13 protein-coding genes are annotated in these 17911 nt (G+C 35.9%); 12 read left to right on the top strand and 1 reads right to left on the bottom strand.

What is annotated here, in order from left to right:
* Positions 1 to 33 precede the first annotated feature (33 nt).
* From trpD to EKM02_RS04670, 7 genes are all read left to right on the top strand, one after another.
* Positions 34 to 1026, top strand: coding sequence for an anthranilate phosphoribosyltransferase (gene trpD, locus EKM02_RS04640; RefSeq protein WP_126452559.1), 993 nt, complete (start codon positions 34 to 36; stop codon positions 1024 to 1026).
* 87 nt (positions 1027 to 1113) lie between these two features.
* Positions 1114 to 1893 carry an indole-3-glycerol phosphate synthase TrpC gene (gene trpC, locus EKM02_RS04645; protein WP_126452561.1) on the top strand — a complete coding sequence of 260 codons (780 nt, stop codon included), beginning with the start codon at positions 1114 to 1116 and terminating at the stop codon, positions 1891 to 1893.
* 64 nt (positions 1894 to 1957) lie between these two features.
* A complete protein-coding gene (locus EKM02_RS04650) occupies positions 1958 to 2659 on the top strand; it encodes a phosphoribosylanthranilate isomerase (protein ID WP_410503687.1) in 702 nt (233 codons plus the stop codon).
* A 5-nt stretch (positions 2660 to 2664) separates the two neighbouring features.
* Positions 2665 to 3846, top strand: a complete 1182-nt coding sequence (gene trpB, locus EKM02_RS04655; protein ID WP_126452563.1) for a tryptophan synthase subunit beta — start codon at positions 2665 to 2667, stop codon at positions 3844 to 3846.
* A gap of 258 nt (positions 3847 to 4104) precedes the next feature.
* Positions 4105 to 4425 (top strand): gamma-glutamylcyclotransferase family protein, encoded by a 321-nt coding sequence (locus EKM02_RS04660; RefSeq protein WP_126452565.1) that lies wholly within the window; start codon positions 4105 to 4107, stop codon positions 4423 to 4425.
* A gap of 61 nt (positions 4426 to 4486) precedes the next feature.
* On the top strand, positions 4487 to 5248 hold the full coding sequence (trpA, locus tag EKM02_RS04665) for a tryptophan synthase subunit alpha (protein WP_126452567.1): 762 nt from the start codon (positions 4487 to 4489) through the stop codon (positions 5246 to 5248).
* Positions 5249 to 5675: 427 nt separating this feature from the next.
* A complete protein-coding gene (locus EKM02_RS04670) occupies positions 5676 to 6260 on the top strand; it encodes a fasciclin domain-containing protein (RefSeq protein ID WP_199878458.1) in 585 nt (194 codons plus the stop codon).
* Between the two features lie 545 nt (positions 6261 to 6805).
* Here EKM02_RS04670 and EKM02_RS04675 read toward each other — a convergent pair.
* The gene (locus EKM02_RS04675) at positions 6806 to 9535 is read right to left on the bottom strand and encodes a TonB-dependent receptor (RefSeq protein WP_126452569.1); all 2730 of its coding nucleotides are present in this window, start codon (positions 9533 to 9535) and stop codon (positions 6806 to 6808) included.
* A gap of 299 nt (positions 9536 to 9834) precedes the next feature.
* On the opposite strand from EKM02_RS04675, the gene ychF reads away from it, so the two are divergent.
* The 5 genes from ychF (at position 9835) to EKM02_RS04700 (ending at position 17676) form a co-directional block, all read left to right on the top strand.
* A complete protein-coding gene (gene ychF, locus EKM02_RS04680; RefSeq protein ID WP_126452619.1) occupies positions 9835 to 10929 on the top strand; it encodes a redox-regulated ATPase YchF in 1095 nt (364 codons plus the stop codon).
* A 331-nt stretch (positions 10930 to 11260) separates the two neighbouring features.
* Positions 11261 to 11782, top strand: coding sequence for an NADPH-dependent FMN reductase (locus EKM02_RS04685; protein WP_126452571.1), 522 nt, complete (start codon positions 11261 to 11263; stop codon positions 11780 to 11782).
* Between the two features lie 99 nt (positions 11783 to 11881).
* Positions 11882 to 13744, top strand: coding sequence for a DNA topoisomerase IV subunit B (locus EKM02_RS04690; protein ID WP_126452573.1), 1863 nt, complete (start codon positions 11882 to 11884; stop codon positions 13742 to 13744).
* Positions 13745 to 13755: 11 nt separating this feature from the next.
* Positions 13756 to 13941, top strand: a complete 186-nt coding sequence (locus tag EKM02_RS04695; RefSeq protein WP_126452575.1) for a hypothetical protein — start codon at positions 13756 to 13758, stop codon at positions 13939 to 13941.
* 231 nt (positions 13942 to 14172) lie between these two features.
* Positions 14173 to 17676: a DEAD/DEAH box helicase gene (locus EKM02_RS04700; protein WP_126452577.1), complete on the top strand. Its 3504-nt coding sequence runs from the start codon at positions 14173 to 14175 to the stop codon at positions 17674 to 17676.
* Positions 17677 to 17911: the final 235 nt, after the last annotated feature.

The following is a 17911-nucleotide window of genomic DNA, read 5'->3' on the forward strand; positions in this document are numbered from 1 at the left end:
TTTAAGACTTTCAACTTTAAGACATATATAAAAATGAAAAATATATTAAACAGATTAATCAATCACGAAATCCTTTCTCAAGAAGAAGCAAAAAACGTACTGGTTAATATTTCCAACGGGAGCTATAACTCGAGTCAGATAGCTGCTTTCCTAACCGTGTATATGATGCGAAGCATCAGCATTGAAGAACTAGCCGGTTTTCGTGAAGCGTTGTTAGAACTGTGCATTCGTGTGGATTTATCCGCATATGATACCATCGATTTATGCGGTACAGGTGGTGACGGAAAAGACACTTTTAATATTTCAACCTTGGCTTCTTTTGTGGCAGCGGGTGCAGGAATTAAAGTGGCAAAACATGGGAATTATGGTGTTTCTTCCATTTCAGGTTCTAGTAACGTAATGGAGAAATTAGGCATTAAGTTTAGTAACGATTCTGATTTCTTAGAAAAAAGTATTGATAAAGCGGGAATTTGTATTCTACATGCTCCATTATTTCATCCAGCGATGAAAAATGTGGGACCTATTCGAAAAGAATTAGGGGTGAAAACTTTTTTCAATATGTTGGGACCAATGGTAAATCCATCGTTCCCAAAAAATCAATTGGTTGGTGTTTTCAATTTAGAAATGGCCAGAATGTATGCGTATTTATATCAAAATACTGATGTGAACTTTACCATCCTGCATTCGCTTGACGGCTATGATGAAGTGTCCTTGACGGGACCTACAAAAACGATTACCAGCTCCATGGAAGGCATGATAAATCCGGAAGATTTTGGTGTTCACCTTTTGCTGCAAAGCGAAATCGAAGGAGGGAAAACTATAGAGCAATCTGCTCAAATGTTTACTGATATCATTTCCGGTAAAGGAACAGAAGCACAAAATAATGTGATTTGTGCCAATGCGGCCATGGCAATTGCGACTGTTACAAAATGTTCTCCTTTAGAAGGATTTCAAATAGCGAAAGAAAGTTTATTATCCGGTAAAGGACTTGTAGCTTTGAAGAAATTGAAAGATTTAAGTAAATAAAAATAGTTTGAAGTTCAAGGTTTAAAGTTGTTTGCATTTCCAACAACTTTAAACCTTGAACAAATAAAACTTTAAACAAAAAAATAAATGAATATTTTAGATAAAATCATAGTTGACAAAAAAAGAGAAGTCATTCTCAAGAAATCTATCATACCAGTTTCACAATTGGAAGCATCTGTTTTTTTTGAAAAAAAGACGATCTCTTTGAGTACTAATTTACAAAAAAGCACATCCGGAATTATTGCAGAACACAAACGCCGTTCGCCCTCCAAAGCTGAAATAAATTATAGTTTTACGGTTGAAGAAGTAACCAGAGGATATGAAAATGCAGGGGCTTGCGGGATTTCAGTATTGACTGATGGAAAATATTTTGGTGGTTCGTTAGACGATTTGCTTTTGGCAAGAGCCACAGTAAATATACCATTATTGCGAAAAGAATTCATTGTTGATGACTATCAAATATTGGAAGCCAAAGCCTACGGAGCTGATTTAATTCTACTTATCGCAGCAATTTTAACCAGAGAAGAAATCAAATCCTTGTCTGAATTTGCCAAAAGTTTAGGACTAGAAGTTTTACTGGAGGTACACAATCAAGAGGAACTAGAAAAATCAATTATGCCTACATTAGATATGATTGGTGTAAACAATAGAAACCTAAAAACCTTTGAAGTGAATTTGGATTTCAGCAAGCAATTAGCAGCGCAAATCCCAGATGATTTTATAAAAATTTCCGAAAGTGGGATTTCATCAATTGAAGCGATTAATGAATTAAAACCATTTGGATATAAAGGATTCCTAATTGGAGAAAACTTTATGAAAACTGATAACGCAGGTAAAGCTGCAACCGAATTTATCAGCCAACTATAAAAACAACCCTGTTAGGATTTAAAATTCTAACAGGATTGGGTAAAGTTTAAAAAAATACCATAAAATGAAAAAACACACTGACAATCAAGATACTTCGGCTCGCTCCCCTTCTGGGAGGGCTGTGGTGGGGATTAAGATTTGCGGCATGAAATATTCCGATAACATACAGGAAGTAGGATCGCTCCTACCCGATTATATGGGGTTTATATTCTGGGAGAAATCAGCTCGGTATTTTGATGATGTGATTCCTGATGTACCAAAGTCGATCAGGAAAGTTGGGGTTTTTGTAAATGAAACCGTCGAAATTATTTTGGCGAAAGCTAAAAAACACGATTTGCAGGCCATTCAATTGCACGGTCACGAATCCGTTGCCTTTTGCCAGGAATTAAAAAATAAAACAGATCGTAAAATAGTTATTATAAAAGTATTCTCTGTTGATGATTCTTTTGATTTTGAGGTGCTAAAACCGTTTGAAAGCGTTTGTGATTATTTTCTTTTTGATACCAAAGGAAAATTACCCGGCGGAAACGGAACCACATTTGATTGGAAAGTATTAGAAAAGTATCCGTCAAACAAACCGTTCTTCCTGAGTGGGGGAATCGGAATTGATGAAATGGATGCGGTGAATGAAATGTTGAAAACTAATTTACCTCTTTATGCTATTGATGTAAATAGTAAATTTGAAATAGAACCCGGATTAAAAAACATACAATTATGCAGAGACGCGCTGCTGTCCGTCTCTACAGATAACAAAATAAAAAAATAAAAATTATGTCATACAATGTCAATGAAAAAGGCTACTACGGTGAATTTGGGGGCGCTTACATTCCCGAAATGCTATATCCAAATGTAGAAGAATTACGCCAAAATTATTTAAAAATTACAGCTGAACCAGAATTTCAAGCTGAATTTAATGCTTTGCTAAAAGAATATGTGGGACGTCCTACGCCACTTTATTATGCTAAACGCTTATCAGAGCAGTACAATACTAAAATCTACCTAAAAAGAGAAGATTTATGCCACACTGGGGCACACAAGATAAACAATACTATTGGGCAAATTTTGTTAGCCAAACGCCTAGGAAAAAAAAGAATCATTGCCGAAACCGGTGCTGGTCAGCATGGTGTAGCCACAGCAACCGTTTGTGCCTTAATGGGAATGGAATGCATCGTGTATATGGGTGAAGTTGATATTAAACGTCAAGCGCCAAATGTAGCTCGTATGAAAATGCTAGGAGCAGAGGTTCGTCCTGCGCTGTCTGGCTCAAGAACACTGAAAGATGCCACTAACGAAGCCATTCGCGACTGGATTAACAACCCTGTAGATACCTATTATATCATTGGATCAGTCGTAGGACCACACCCTTATCCGGATATGGTAGCTCGTTTTCAAAGTGTCGTTTCTAAGGAAATCAAGGAACAATTACTGGAAAAAGAAGGTCGTGAAAATCCAGATTATCTAATTGCTTGCGTGGGTGGTGGTAGCAACGCTGCTGGAACCTACTATCATTTTCTGGATAACGAAGACGTGAACATAATTGCTGTTGAAGCCGCCGGTTTAGGTGTCGATTCAGGCGAAAGTGCCGCAACATCTGCCCTAGGAAAAATAGGTGTTATTCACGGCAGTAAAACCTTACTGATGCAAACTACCGATGGCCAAATCACTGAACCATATTCCATTTCAGCAGGACTGGATTATCCGGGTGTTGGACCTATGCACGCCAATTTATTCACCACCGGAAGAGCACAATTCATCTCAATTACGGATGATCAAGCCATGCAATGGGGAATCAAATTATCTCAAATGGAAGGGCTTATTCCTGCTATCGAAAGTGCGCATGCCTTTGCTGTTCTTGACGAAATGAAATTCAAACCGGAAGATGTGGTAGTTATCAATCTTTCCGGTCGTGGCGATAAAGATTTGAATACTTATATTGATTATTTTAAATTATAACTGGGTTTATCCTGATATTCTTCAGGGTTTATTCCGAATTTCTTTCGGGCCGTTCCCTCGCTTCTTCTGACGTTACAGCAAGGTCAGGATTTTCGTTGCAATCTGTTTTATCTCGTTAAAAAACGAGATAAAAAAGTATTTTCACCGCAAACGAAGTTCACTGAACTCCAATAAGAGATAAGAGTATAATGAAGTAAACCTTAACGCTAACGAAACAACATAAAATGACGTTCAATTCACATTTTCAAAACAGAAATTATGGAAAAAATATTCACTTACGGCAGCTTACAAAATGAGGACATACAAAAAGATCTTTTTGGACGTATTCTTGAGGGAACACCACAAACACTAATTGGTTACATCGTAAAAGAAATCCAAATTGAAGAAGAATTTGGATTAGTGCGCTATCCCATCATTACGCAAACAGAAAAACCGGAAGACACCATTAACGGAATGGTATACACCGTCACCACAAAGGAACTCCATCAATCCGATCTTTACGAAGGATTGCATTATAAACGCATTGAAGTGCACTTGCAATCCGACCAAAAAGCATGGGCATACAGTGCTGCTGTTTAAACATTCCAATTAAAACTCTAAAGTAAAAAAGATCCTAAAAATAGAATAAAAAAACACAAAAATGAATCGAATAAATCAAAAATTACAAGAGACTAAGAAGATCCTTTCCATCTATTTCTCCGCAGGATATCCAAACCTTAACGACACGGTACAAATCATTCAGGATTTAGAGAAAAATGGCGTGGATATGATTGAAATTGGACTGCCGTTCAGTGATCCGCTTGCTGATGGTCCGACAATACAAGCCAGTTCTACACAAGCGTTGCACAACGGGATAACTACCCAAGTGCTGTTTGACCAACTCAAGGACGTTCGTAAAACAGTATCCATTCCTTTAGTGATTATGGGGTATTTCAACCCAATATTACAATACGGAATAGAAAATTTTTGTCAAAAATGTGCGGAGATTGGTATTGACGGATTAATCATTCCCGATCTTCCCGTTGACGTATATGCAGATGAATATAAAACTACTTTCGAAAAATACGGAATTAAAAATATTTTCCTAATTACGCCACAAACATCCGAAGAGCGCATTAACTTTATTGACAGTGTTTCTGATGGATTTATTTACATGGTAAGTTCAGCGAGCGTTACGGGATCACAATCCGGTTTTGGAGGCGTTCAAGAAGCCTATTTCAAACGTATTGCCGATATGAATCTTAAAAACCCTCAAGTAATAGGTTTTGGAATCAACAACAAGGAAACCTTTAACCAAGCAACTCAATTTGCTAAAGGAGCAATTATAGGAAGTGCTTTCATTCAGCATTTAACTGAAAATGGTACTGGTAAAATAAAAGAATATGTAAACGCAATTCGATAAACAACTTCTATTATATAAAATCAAACGGTGTTTACAGTTCCTTTAAGCACCGTTTTTTTATAGCCGTTTAGCTAAAAAAAGCCTTTTTCATGTTTTGTCAAGAAATATTCTTATACTAACGCAATAAATAAAAGTCATCGTCTCATGAAAAAAAAGGTAGATTTAAGCCATTTTTATGAATCGTAAGTACAAATGCGTGGGATTATAAGAAATCACAATAAATACAAAACAAAATTGAAAATTATTCCTCTAATGCTGATATACTTAGAAAACAATTGCTTTTATAGAATTACATTAATTCCACAATCAGTATTAACACTGCGTCTATAAATTTAATTTTGTTTAATTAATTGTTAAAAAAGTTAAACAATGAATTTTAATATGTACATTTGATATAACAAATAATTTTAAACTTAAAAAATTAATTATGAAATTAGTAAAAACAATTACCGCATTTGTATTATTAGGAGTAATTACAACTTCTTGTGGAGAAAAAAAGAAAGCAGAATCAGCTGAAATGACAGATTCTACTGCCGTAGCAATGGACACAACAGCCGTAGTTGAAACACCAAATATAGTAGGTGTAGCTGCGGGCAATGCAGATTTCACAACACTTGTTACTGCCGTAAAAGCAGCAGGATTAGTTGAAACATTAAGCGGCGAAGGTCCGTTTACTGTATTTGCACCTACCAATGAAGCATTTGCAAAACTACCTGCGGGAACTGTAGATGGTTTATTGAAACCAGAAAGTTTAGATAAACTTAAAGCTGTATTAACCTATCATGTTGTAGCAGGAAAATTTGAAGCTGCCGCAGTGATTGAGGCCATAAACAAAAATAACGGAAAATATACAGTAACTACTGTTCAAGGTGGTACGATTGTTTTAAGCCTTAAAGATGGAAAAGTAATCCTAACAGATGCAAATGGAGGAACTTCTACAGTAGTTCTTGCTGATGTAGTGGCTTCAAACGGGGTAATCCACGCGATTGATACAGTGGTTATGCCCAAATAAGATATTATAATACTTTTAAAAAAAGAGGCTGGCTCAAAATAAAAATGAGCCAGCCTCTTTTGTTTATATTTCAAAAAGGGAAAACCTACAATTTCCAAAAAGCTATTTCACTCTCAAGAAAGTGAGTTAAAAAGAGGCTTATTCAGCTGCTTTTTTTTATAAATATACCAATACGGACTTCATATAGGGCAAGATGTATAAATATTTTGGCCGCATCTGCCGTGTCGGGATGGACGGAGTCCTTCGTAATATAGTTGATTAAAAATAGTAATATTGCGATCACTTTCATCTTCCCCCATCATGCACTACACGAACTAGAAAACCCTGTGGAACTACCTCTTTTTAAGGAGCAGACAAAAAAATATTTTGCACTTGATGAAAGGCCCCAAAATTGATTTTTTTGAGCTATAGTGCAACTACATAAACGCGAATTAAATACCTAAAAATCAATTTAATAAAACAAAAATAATCCTTTGTTCTATTAATTATTAGTGCCAAAAAGGGCTGTCGATTGACAGCCCTTTATAATTAATTAAATACTTAAATTAGAATTTATAGTTTAATGATAAATTAAACATTGTTCCTAATTGGCTAAAGTGATATCCATCATACGTCATTTGAGAGTAACGTTGGTTGAAAGTAATCAAGTCAGACTGTTCTTTGATGCCTACTGCATTATTTATTAAAGCCGTTCCAGCTGCATTCTCCGCTTTGAATTGCCATTCTGGTAGAACGTTTAATAAATTATTTACATTTAGAGATACTGTTAATTTCTCTGTTGCAGAAAACGTAACGCCTAAGTCAGTAACTACTTTAGTTAAAAATTCGATTCTTAAATCATCGCTCATACCTGCGTTTTTGAATTTTGTAGGTCCAAAAACAGTATTGTTTAATGAGAACCCAAATTTACCAATTTCGTAATCTCCACCAAAAATATACTTAAATTTTGGTCTTGATGTAAAAAGTAATGCTTCCTGAGTAGCGTCAATAATAGTTTGATTTGCTAAAGGGCCAGATAAGTTTTTAACACTTTGAGGATCTTTTACCGCTCCGTCTCTTTCATTTTCGAAGGTGTAATTTCCAGAGAAATTAAGTGCTAATTTTCCTGTTCCTAATAAAATGTTTCTATAGCTGGCAACAACATCCACTCCAGAAGTTTTAGTATCCATACCGTTGACAAAGAAGCTTTGTCTGTTAGTAGGATCGCCATTTGTATCAACTTCAAATGCAATTTCATTACTTAGTAATACTCTGTCTTTAACTTTAATATTATAGTAGTCTAGCGTAAAGGTGAAATCTTTAGACGGTTTTAATCCAAAACCTAAAGTTAAGTTGTTCGATTTTTCAGCATCTAATTTAGGTATTCCATTTTGTCTAGCTGCAGATGAAACATTGTTTATCAAACCTGTAACTACAATGGCTCCACCAGCTTCGAAAGAGGATTGTGATTTTTGAGTGTAAATTTGGTGTAATGATGGCGCTCTAAAACCAGTTGAAAGCGAACCTCGTAAAGTGATTTTGTCATCTAGGAATTTATATCTTGAACTTACTTTCCAAACGGTTGCTCCACCAAAATCACTATAATCTTCATAACGTACAGTTCCGTTAACCAAGAAATCTTCGGTTACATCATACGCAACATCAAAATAGCCACCTAAATTGTACCGATTAAATTTTCCTGAATTCTCAGGAGTATTTCCTTGGAATGAATCTGCTCCAAGACCAACATAAGAAGCTTCATCACCAGCTATAATTTCAAAATTCTCTGTTCTGAATTCAGATCCAAAACCAATGCTGATTTTATCAGATACCACTTTAGAAATGTCTAAGTTTCCAACGATATGATTGAATGATGTTCCTCCTGGTCTGAATGAAATTGGGCTTAAACCACCGTAAACAAAATCATATGTTGCTGGATCTCCATCAAAGTCTGACCTATTGTGAGAATTACTAACCGTATAGCTTTGTTTGTTACCGCCTGTTGTAATACTAGCATCTGTATTCCATTCATTTTTAGTAGATTTATACCCTATTGTAGCATTGTAGTCATTTAAATCCCCGGTAAAAGTAGGAACATAACCTACATAAGAACTTGGGTTTGTTCCGTCTCCAAATAAATCTAATAGATAAGGAAACTCCTCTAGTGTTCTCCAATATGGAGTTCTGTAGTTAGCAAATGAGTTTACTTTCTTATAAACATAAGCGGCATTATAATATAACTGCGTATTTTCAGTATAATTAATACCACCATTTACTAAGAATTTTGCAGCAGCAGTTTCTGGAGAACCATTCACATTACCAGCATCCGGATATTTAGCAAGAAAAGCTTGGACATCAGCTAAAGGTGCTCCAAAACCTGTATTTCCATTAGCTTCAGCAGCTGCGTCAACTTTCCCAGGTCTGTTGGCCAGGTTCACTTTAGAAAAATCTACTGTATAATTGACAAATCCTCTATCGCCTACAGTAGATCCATTATTTAAACTTACACCTAACATTTCGCCGTCGCCTTCAGAAGTAACGCCACTTCTTAATGTTACAGATCCGTAATTAGTATTCTTTTTCAATATAATATTCATAACTCCGGCAATCGCATCTGATCCGTATTGTGCTGATGCTCCATCACGAAGTATTTCTACTCTTTCGATAGCATCTGTAGGAATTGCAGAAATGTCTGCACCCGTCTCACCACGTCCTGGAGAGGTTTGCGTATACAGCAAAGAACTCATGTTTTTACGCTTCCCGTTGATAAGGATCAAGGTTCTGCTAGGTCCCATGTTTCTGATTTCATACGGATCCAGTAATGAAGTCGCATCGTTTACAGGTGTTTGAACCGTGTTGAACGATGGAATTTTGTACTGCAATGCTTTGTCAAAAGTCGCTTGTCCGGTTGAGGCTAAATCCTTTGCAGAAATGACATCAATGGGCAGCGCTGATGTGGTATTACTTCTTGGCGCCGTTCTGGTCCCAGTAACTACAACTTCATCTAAATTTTGTCCGCCTTCTTCTGATAAGACAGCATTCAGTACAGCACTAGTAACCACTTTTTCTAATTTGGCAAAACCTACATAACTAAAAACTAGAGTAGCTCCTTCTTTAACTTTTATCTTGTAGGCTCCATCCATATCAGTAGAAACTCCATTTTGAGTCCCTTTTTCAATAATATTCACACCCGGCAAGCCATTGCCTGTGTCATCTTTGACGATACCCGAGACTTCTTTTTGTGCAAAAAGCACCGAGATGTTGAGTAGAAATAATAACAATACGAATTTTTTCATAATACTTTGAATTAAGTTTTTGGTTTGGTTTAAAATCGTCCGCAATATAAATTTTTTTAACAAAATATTAGTAAATATTTTATTTTTTTATAAAAAAAAATTCAGACCCGTTTAATCTGAAATTTTACTTATTTAAACATTTTTAAAATCTTATCTTTGCACACTTTTAATGGCAGCTGCTGAATTTTAAGTTTAGCGTGTTATTCAAAAAAAAGTATCATGAAGTCGTCATGAAATCTGTTCAAAAAACAGCAAAAGTGACGACACACTATTCCATTAAAAATAAATATTATCTACATATGAAAGCAGGAATTGTAGGATTACCAAATGTTGGAAAATCAACATTATTCAATTGTTTATCCAATGCAAAAGCGCAAAGTGCTAACTTTCCTTTTTGTACCATCGAACCCAATATAGGTGTTGTAAATGTTCCGGATTCCAGAATGGAAAAACTGGAAGAATTAGTAAAACCAGAACGCGTGCAAATGGCAACAGTCGATATCGTTGATATTGCAGGATTAGTAAAAGGAGCTAGTAAAGGGGAAGGTTTAGGAAATCAATTCCTTGGAAACATTAGAGAATGTAATGCGATCATTCACGTTTTGCGTTGTTTTGATAACGATAACATTGTTCACGTTGACGGAAATGTAAATCCTATCCGCGACAAAGAAACCATAGACATCGAGCTGCAATTGAAGGATTTGGAGAATGTTGAAAAACGCTTAGAAAAAGTAAATCGTGCCGCTAAAACAGGAAATAAAGAAGCACAAACCGAAAAAGCTCTTTTAGACCGAATCAGAGAAACATTGCTTCAGGCAAAATCAGCACGAATAGTAATTCCTCAAAACAATGATGAAGAGGTTTTGATGGAAGCGTTTCAGTTAATTACAGCAAAACCAGTTTTATACGTCTGTAATGTTGATGAAAACTCAGCAGTAAATGGAAACAAATACGTCGATCAGGTTCGAGAATTGGTCAAAGATGAAGATGCGGAAGTAATTATTCTTTCGGTTGGTGCTGAAGCTGATATTACCGAATTAGAAAGCTATGAAGAGCGTCAGGTTTTTCTGGAAGATATGGGTTTGACTGAGCCAGGAGCCTCAGTCTTGATACGTGCAGCTTATAAATTATTGAAGCAACAAACTTACTTTACAGCAGGTGTCAAAGAAGTTCGTGCTTGGACTATAGATGTTGGGGCAACTGCGCCACAAGCTGCAGGAGTAATTCACACTGATTTCGAAAAAGGATTTATCCGCGCCGAAGTGATTGCATACGAAGATTTTGTTCATTACGGTTCCGAAGCAAAATGTAAGGAAGCCGGGAAATTCAAGGTAGAAGGAAAAGAATACATCGTAAAAGATGGAGATGTGATGCATTTTAGATTCAACGTGTAAATAAGTCATAATGTCGAAAGTCATAAAGTCGAAAGTTAGTAATAGCTTTCGACTTTTTTGTACTCAATCCAGCTTTCCACTTCAAACGAAGTTCACTGAACTCCAATTAAAATAAAAGTTTAGTGAAGTACTATTTTCCCATCAATCTCTTTTTTCTAAGACAAAAAAAGAGACTGATTGGCAAAATGCTTTCCGTTGCAATCTGGGGTAAAATCGATTTTGCTAATATCAAATTTCATAATTTCATCTTTGTTTTCAAAATAGGTCAATCTGTGTCCAATTATTTTGTAAGAGAGCCAATTTTTAGTACTTTTAGTCAAAATAAAGTATCATGAAAATAATCGCTTTTGGCGCAAGCCCCAGCAAAAACTCGATCAATAAAAGATTAGCGACTTACGCAGCGAATCTTTTTGAAAATGCAGTAATTGAGGTACTGGATTTAAATGATTTCCAAATGCCGATATTTACCGTCGATATAGAAAAAGAAATTGGTCAACATGAATTAGCAAAATCATTTCTGGCTAAAATTGCCACTGCTGATCTTCTAGTGGTTTCCTTGGCAGAAAATAACGGGAATTATTCTGTTGCTTTCAAGAATATTTTTGACTGGTGTACCAGAATAAATGCGAAGGTTTTTCAGGAAAAACCTATGTTATTGATGGCAACTTCTCCTGGAGGCAAAGGTGGCGCTAGCGTTTTAGGAATTGCGAATAACGCTTTCCCATTTTATGGTGGAAACATTAAAGCCACGTTTTCATTACCTAGTTTTGATATTAATTTTGATGTAGAAAAAGGAATAATTTCCAATCCTGAATTTGATAATCAATTGAAAGAAATCATTAAAAATTTTTAAATAGAGGAGTGTCAATATCATTCTTAATAACTTTGATGGCTTCCTGTTTTAAACTTTATCGAATTACATTACATTAGCACCAAATCCACAAAACCTACAATGTCCGATCAAAATCAATATACCGAAGACAACATTCGGTCACTCGACTGGAAAGAGCATATTCGCATGCGACCCGGAATGTACATCGGAAAATTAGGCGACGGCTCCTCCTCAGATGACGGAATTTATATTCTGCTAAAAGAAGTACTCGACAACTGTATCGATGAATTTGTTATGGGTGCCGGAAAAACAATTGAGGTCACTATTAAAGATAAAACCGTTACCGTCAGGGATTATGGACGTGGAATTCCTTTGGGAAAAGTGATTGATGTAGTTTCCAAAATGAATACCGGCGGAAAATATGATTCGCTTGCTTTTAAGAAATCAGTTGGTCTGAACGGAGTAGGGACAAAAGCAGTCAATGCGTTGTCCAATTATTTTAGAGTAGAATCCGTTAGGGATGAAAAACAAAAAGCAGCAGAATTCTCTGCAGGAAACCTTGTTCTCGAAGAAGATATTATCGAAACAACTAAGCGAAAAGGAACTAAAGTTACTTTTATTCCAGATGAAGCAATTTTCAAAAATTACAAATATCGGTATGAATATGTAATCAAAATGCTTAAAAATTATTGTTACTTAAACAATGGTTTGACGATCCTATTTAATGGTGAAAAATATTTTTCAGAAAATGGTCTGAAAGATTTATTAGAAGAAACTATTCATACTGAGGATTTAGAATATCCTATCATTCACTTGAAAGGTGAGGACATCGAAATTGCTTTGACGCACAGCAAAACCCAATACAGCGAAGAATACCATTCGTTTGTAAACGGACAAAACACGACTCAAGGCGGAACACATTTAGCAGCCTACAGGGAAGCTATCGTGAAAACCATCAGGGAATTTTACAACAAGAGTTTTGAAGCTTCTGATGTTCGAAAATCAATCGTTACAGCGATCAGCATCAAAGTAATGGAGCCGGTTTTTGAGTCGCAAACCAAAACTAAATTGGGTTCAACTGACATGGGATCCGAACCGGGAATGCCTTCCGTGCGTACTTTTGTAAACGATTTTGTAAAAACCAAATTAGATAATTATTTACACAAGCATCCACCAACCGCAGACGCATTATTACGAAAGATTATTCAAGCCGAAAGAGAACGCAAAGAATTGTCCGGAATACGAAAATTAGCGACAGATCGTGCCAAAAAAGCAAATCTGCACAATAAGAAATTAAGAGATTGCAGGGCGCATCTCCCAGATACTAAAAACCCTAAAAATCTGGAAAGCACTCTTTTTATTACCGAGGGAGATTCAGCTTCCGGATCCATTACTAAATCGCGCAATGTAAATACGCAAGCCGTTTTTAGTTTGCGTGGTAAGCCTTTGAATTCCTATGGAATGAGTAAAAAAATTGTATATGAAAATGAAGAGTTCAATTTGCTGCAAGCGGCACTAGATATTGAAGATGGCTTAGAAAAATTGCGGTATAACAACATCGTAATTGCTACTGATGCCGATGTTGATGGTATGCATATTCGCTTGTTATTGATTACTTTTTTCCTGCAGTTTTTTCCTGAATTGATAAAAGAAGGACATTTATACATTTTGCAAACGCCACTTTTCAGGGTTAGAAACAAAAAAGAAACAATTTACTGCTATTCTGATGAGGAACGAAGAAATGCTATTGAAAAATTAAAACCAAAACCAGAAATCACACGATTCAAGGGATTGGGTGAAATTTCACCGGATGAGTTCAAAAATTTCATTGGCGAAAGCATTCGTTTAGAACCCATTATGATGGATAAAAACACTTCGATTGAGCAATTATTGTCGTTCTATATGGGCAAGAATACTCCCGACAGACAGGAATTTATCATCAAGAATTTGAAGGTGGAATTAGATGTGATTGAGAAAATTTAAATAATTATAAAATGCCTACAAAAAGAATACTTATTCTTATTGCCTTACTGTTTATGATCAGTTTTTTAGCTACTTTTTTTATTATAAAGAGCAATGATCACAAGGAATGTGAAACAGTTGTAAAAAAAGAGTTAGATAAAAATGGAAATAGTGTCACAAAAGAAGAGCATATTTGTAAAGAAAAATATTCGTTTTAATCGGAGTTCTTTTTATTATAATTAACTGCCGTTCTTGCTTTTTTTTCCTTTTAGTTTAATTAGAAAAAGAGTCCGCAGAATAATTTTGCTTCTGAGCCAGAGTTAAACGATGCCGCCAATCTGGAATTACTCAAAAAAACATTGCAGACAAAGGAAGTTAATTATAATAAAGAAGAGCTACTAACAGAAAAATATTTTTTTAAAATATTAAGTGTAAATTAAAAATAAAACATGTCTAATAGCTACGGAAAAACCTGGTGGGGCCTGCAATGGCTGAACACATTATCGAACATTGATTATGACAACCGATTGCCAAGAGGTAAAAGTTATGCCAACAAGGGTTCCGTGACAAAAATCAATATCAAAGGCAATAGAATCGAAGCCAAAGTAACTGGCTCCAGACCCAAACCATATAATGTAGACATTACCTTACCTCCGTTTTTTGAACCAGAATTAGGGAATTTTATTAGTCAACTATCCAAAAAACCAACAATAATATCCAAACTTTTAAACAGAGAGCTCGACCCTGAGGTATTGACCATAGCCGAAAATTTAGGACTGAAAGTTTTTCCAAAACAATGGACTGATTTCAAGATGCAATGCTCGTGCCCGGATTGGGCGGTGCCTTGCAAACACTTGGCTGCTGTAGTCTATAAAGTGAGTGCAGAGATTGATAACAATCCGTTTTTAGTGTTTGAGTTGCACCAAGTGAATTTGATAGAAGAACTCAATAAATTAGGCATTTTTGTAAATATCACAACATCTGAAATTCCGAAAATTACCGATTTGTATTTTGATACCAAAAGTAAAAATACGCCTGAATATAAACCAGAAAACGCATACAAAAAGCTTTCATTTTCTAAACTATCGCCCATACACGAACCACTAACGGCTTTACTATCAGATTTTCCCGTTTTCTATCAAGGTTCCGGCAATTTCAAGGAAAAATACAGTACCAAAATAGGCAAAACGGTAAGGAACGCCCAAAAAGTGGTACAAGGAAAAATTTCACTTGAAAATCTATTCCTAAAAGTAAGCCTTCAGGAACAACAAATAAATCACCATAGCCACAACAAAATCACGATAGACGAAACCTATCAATCCAAGGTTTTTGTAAACGAAACCCAGTTTTCGTTTCTTGGATTTTTGCAGCAAATTGCTCAAATTAATTCGTCTAAAACATTAGATTACCAACCGTCAACAGCTTCCTTGCATACGGTTTTGCAGTTTGCCGTTCATTTATTGGCCAATGGAGCCGTAATTCCTCAAATTGTACAATTGCAAAACAAGGAATTTGCCATTCGCTGGTTACCTGCCATGTTAAGTAAGGATGTGCGGAGTTTAGTTGAAAAACTAGAAGAAATTTTACCACCCGCGATTTTTCTTTGGGAAGAAAAAAAAGGACAAAAAGCGATTAATAACAATCAAGCTTTCAACTTGCTGTCGTTATTCATTACGGAGATTATTCATGTTATGGAAGAGGCATCCAATCCAGATTTATTTTTGAATTTGTTTTTTAGAAATACAACGTATGCGTTCAAAAATCCTGGCGAAGAGGCGCTGAGTGGCGGTATTTTAGCTTGGTTACAAAAATATTACATTACCCAAGGTAATTATAAACCCCAAATTGTGGTGCAAGAACTGCCCAATGAAAACTTCAAATTGGTTATCAATATTCACGATACAAAGGAGAAAATTTTTAGTTTAAAGGATATTTTAACTAACGATAAATTCAACGAACATCGCTACGAAATCTTGCAAAGTCTTACTCAGTTGAGTTCTTTTATAGACGGATTAGATCATTATATCAATACCCAAGGAGAACGAGAAATTGTGATGAACAACGCTACTTTTACGCCTTTCTTGATGAGTATGATTCCGGCAATTCAGCTTTTGGACATTGATATTATGTTGCCAAAAGCATTGCGAGAAATTTTGAAACCCAAATCGAGTGTCAAAATAAAGAAAAGACCCGAAGGAAAATCATTCCTGAATTTGGCACAATTATTCGATTTCGATTGGCAAATTGCTATTGGTGACACTCTGATGGACGAAACTGAATTCAAGAAATTGATGACAAAATCAGATGGGTTAATCAAGTACAAAGCCAATTATATTTATGTAAATCAGCAAGATTTAGAAAAAATTCACAAACATTTCACCTCCACCAAGGAACTTTCGGCTTTCGAAATGTTGCGTGCAGTTTTGAGTGGTGAATACCAAGGAGCTGCCATTGGTTTGACAGATGAGGTCCGAGATTTGATTGCTGAACTGACTAATTTTTCCAAAATCGAATTACCAAAAGGTATCAACGCCACCTTGCGTCCCTACCAACATCGCGGGTTTTCATGGATGTATCGCAATGCGCAAATTGGTTTTGGATCCGTCCTTGCCGATGATATGGGATTGGGGAAAACCCTGCAAGTCATTACCACTTTATTGAAATATAAAGAAGAGGGATTGCTCGAAAAAGAAAAAGCTTTGGTCGTAGCTCCAACGGGACTTTTGACGAATTGGGAAACCGAAATAGCTAAATTTGCTCCAACCTTAAAAACTAAAATTTACCACGGATCAAATCGAAAGTTTGAAGCAACAGACGATTTTGATGTATTGATTTCCTCCTACGGAATCGTGCGTAGCGATGCAAAAGAACTGAAAAAGAAAAAATGGCATTCGCTGGTAATTGATGAAGCCCAAAACATAAAAAATAGCAATACCGAACAATCAAAGGCACTGAAAACCATTGGAGCCAATCATTTTATAGCAATGAGCGGAACACCTGTCGAGAACCGTTTGAGCGAATTATGGAGCATTATGGATTTCAGTAATCGAGGTTTAATGGGAAATAGTAAAGAATTTAGCCAAACCTACGGCATTCCCATCGAGATTAATAATGATGCCGAGGTAGCCGAGCAACTAAAAAAAGTAACCGCACCGTTTATGATGCGAAGATTAAAATCCGACAAAACCATTATTTCCGATTTGCCCGATAAAATTGAGATGGATTGCTATTCGGCTTTAGCCAAAGAACAAGCCACTTTGTATGAAGCCACCCTCGAAAAAGCGATGAATGACATCGAAGAAATGGAACTTTCAGACAGCAAAGCCATGTTTGTTCGCCAAGGATTAGTATTGCAAATGATTATGGCATTGAAACAAATATGCAATCATCCCACGCAATTCCTGAAAAACAACATCCTCGATGCCTCTTTGAGCGGCAAAATGGATCTATTGTTTGACAAACTCGACAGCATTATCGAAAGCGGCGAAAAAGTATTGATTTTTTCCCAATATACTGAAATGGGTAAATTATTAAAGTATTTTATAACCGAAAGATACAAAGAAGAACCCTTGTTTTACCACGGAGGTTGCACCTTGAAACAAAGAAAGGAAATGGTCGATGGTTTTCAAAACAACCGTGCCGACAAAGTCTTTATCCTTTCACTCAAAGCCGCAGGAACAGGTCTAAATCTTACAGCCGCCAACCACGTCATCCATTTTGACCTTTGGTGGAATCCCGCCGTAGAGGCCCAAGCCACGGACAGAGCGTACAGAATTGGACAAAAATCTAATGTGATGGTACATCGTTTTATAACCAAAAACACCTTTGAAGAAAAAATAAACGATATGATTCAGGCTAAAAAAGCACTTGCCGAAATGACGGTTTCCACTGGAGAGAATTGGATAGGAAATTTAAGTAATAGGGAGTTGAAAGAATTGTTTAAGGTGGGTTAGTTTAAGTATATTTGTAATTATTTATGGTTTAAGAGCAAAAGACAATTATAGAAGTGGGTTCTGATATAGATTTATCAATGTTTGGAAATAGTTTAAACTATGAATTAATCGGAAAAGTAAGTTCAGAAATTGATGATTTAAATACACCTTATCGATTTGATATTTCAATTTTTAAATTGCTACATTCTCCAAGTTTAAAAGCACATATTAATAGAGTTGGCACAGTATTTTACAA

The organism is Flavobacterium sp. RSP49, from assembly GCF_003968735.1.
Taxonomy (GTDB): domain Bacteria; phylum Bacteroidota; class Bacteroidia; order Flavobacteriales; family Flavobacteriaceae; genus Flavobacterium.

Coding starts and splice junctions, on each gene's coding strand:
- EKM02_RS04690 (WP_126452573.1), top strand. CDS start 11,882: ATGTCCGATCAAAATCAATATACCGAAGACAACATTCGGTCACTCGAC.
- trpC (WP_126452561.1), top strand. CDS start 1,114: ATGAATATTTTAGATAAAATCATAGTTGACAAAAAAAGAGAAGTCATT.
- trpB (WP_126452563.1), top strand. CDS start 2,665: ATGTCATACAATGTCAATGAAAAAGGCTACTACGGTGAATTTGGGGGC.
- EKM02_RS04695 (WP_126452575.1), top strand. CDS start 13,756: ATGCCTACAAAAAGAATACTTATTCTTATTGCCTTACTGTTTATGATC.
- trpD (WP_126452559.1), top strand. CDS start 34: ATGAAAAATATATTAAACAGATTAATCAATCACGAAATCCTTTCTCAA.
- ychF (WP_126452619.1), top strand. CDS start 9,835: ATGAAAGCAGGAATTGTAGGATTACCAAATGTTGGAAAATCAACATTA.
- trpA (WP_126452567.1), top strand. CDS start 4,487: ATGAATCGAATAAATCAAAAATTACAAGAGACTAAGAAGATCCTTTCC.
- EKM02_RS04685 (WP_126452571.1), top strand. CDS start 11,261: ATGAAAATAATCGCTTTTGGCGCAAGCCCCAGCAAAAACTCGATCAAT.
- EKM02_RS04700 (WP_126452577.1), top strand. CDS start 14,173: ATGTCTAATAGCTACGGAAAAACCTGGTGGGGCCTGCAATGGCTGAAC.
- EKM02_RS04675 (WP_126452569.1), bottom strand. CDS start 9,535: ATGAAAAAATTCGTATTGTTATTATTTCTACTCAACATCTCGGTGCTT.
- EKM02_RS04660 (WP_126452565.1), top strand. CDS start 4,105: ATGGAAAAAATATTCACTTACGGCAGCTTACAAAATGAGGACATACAA.
- EKM02_RS04670 (WP_199878458.1), top strand. CDS start 5,676: ATGAAATTAGTAAAAACAATTACCGCATTTGTATTATTAGGAGTAATT.
- EKM02_RS04650 (WP_410503687.1), top strand. CDS start 1,958: ATGAAAAAACACACTGACAATCAAGATACTTCGGCTCGCTCCCCTTCT.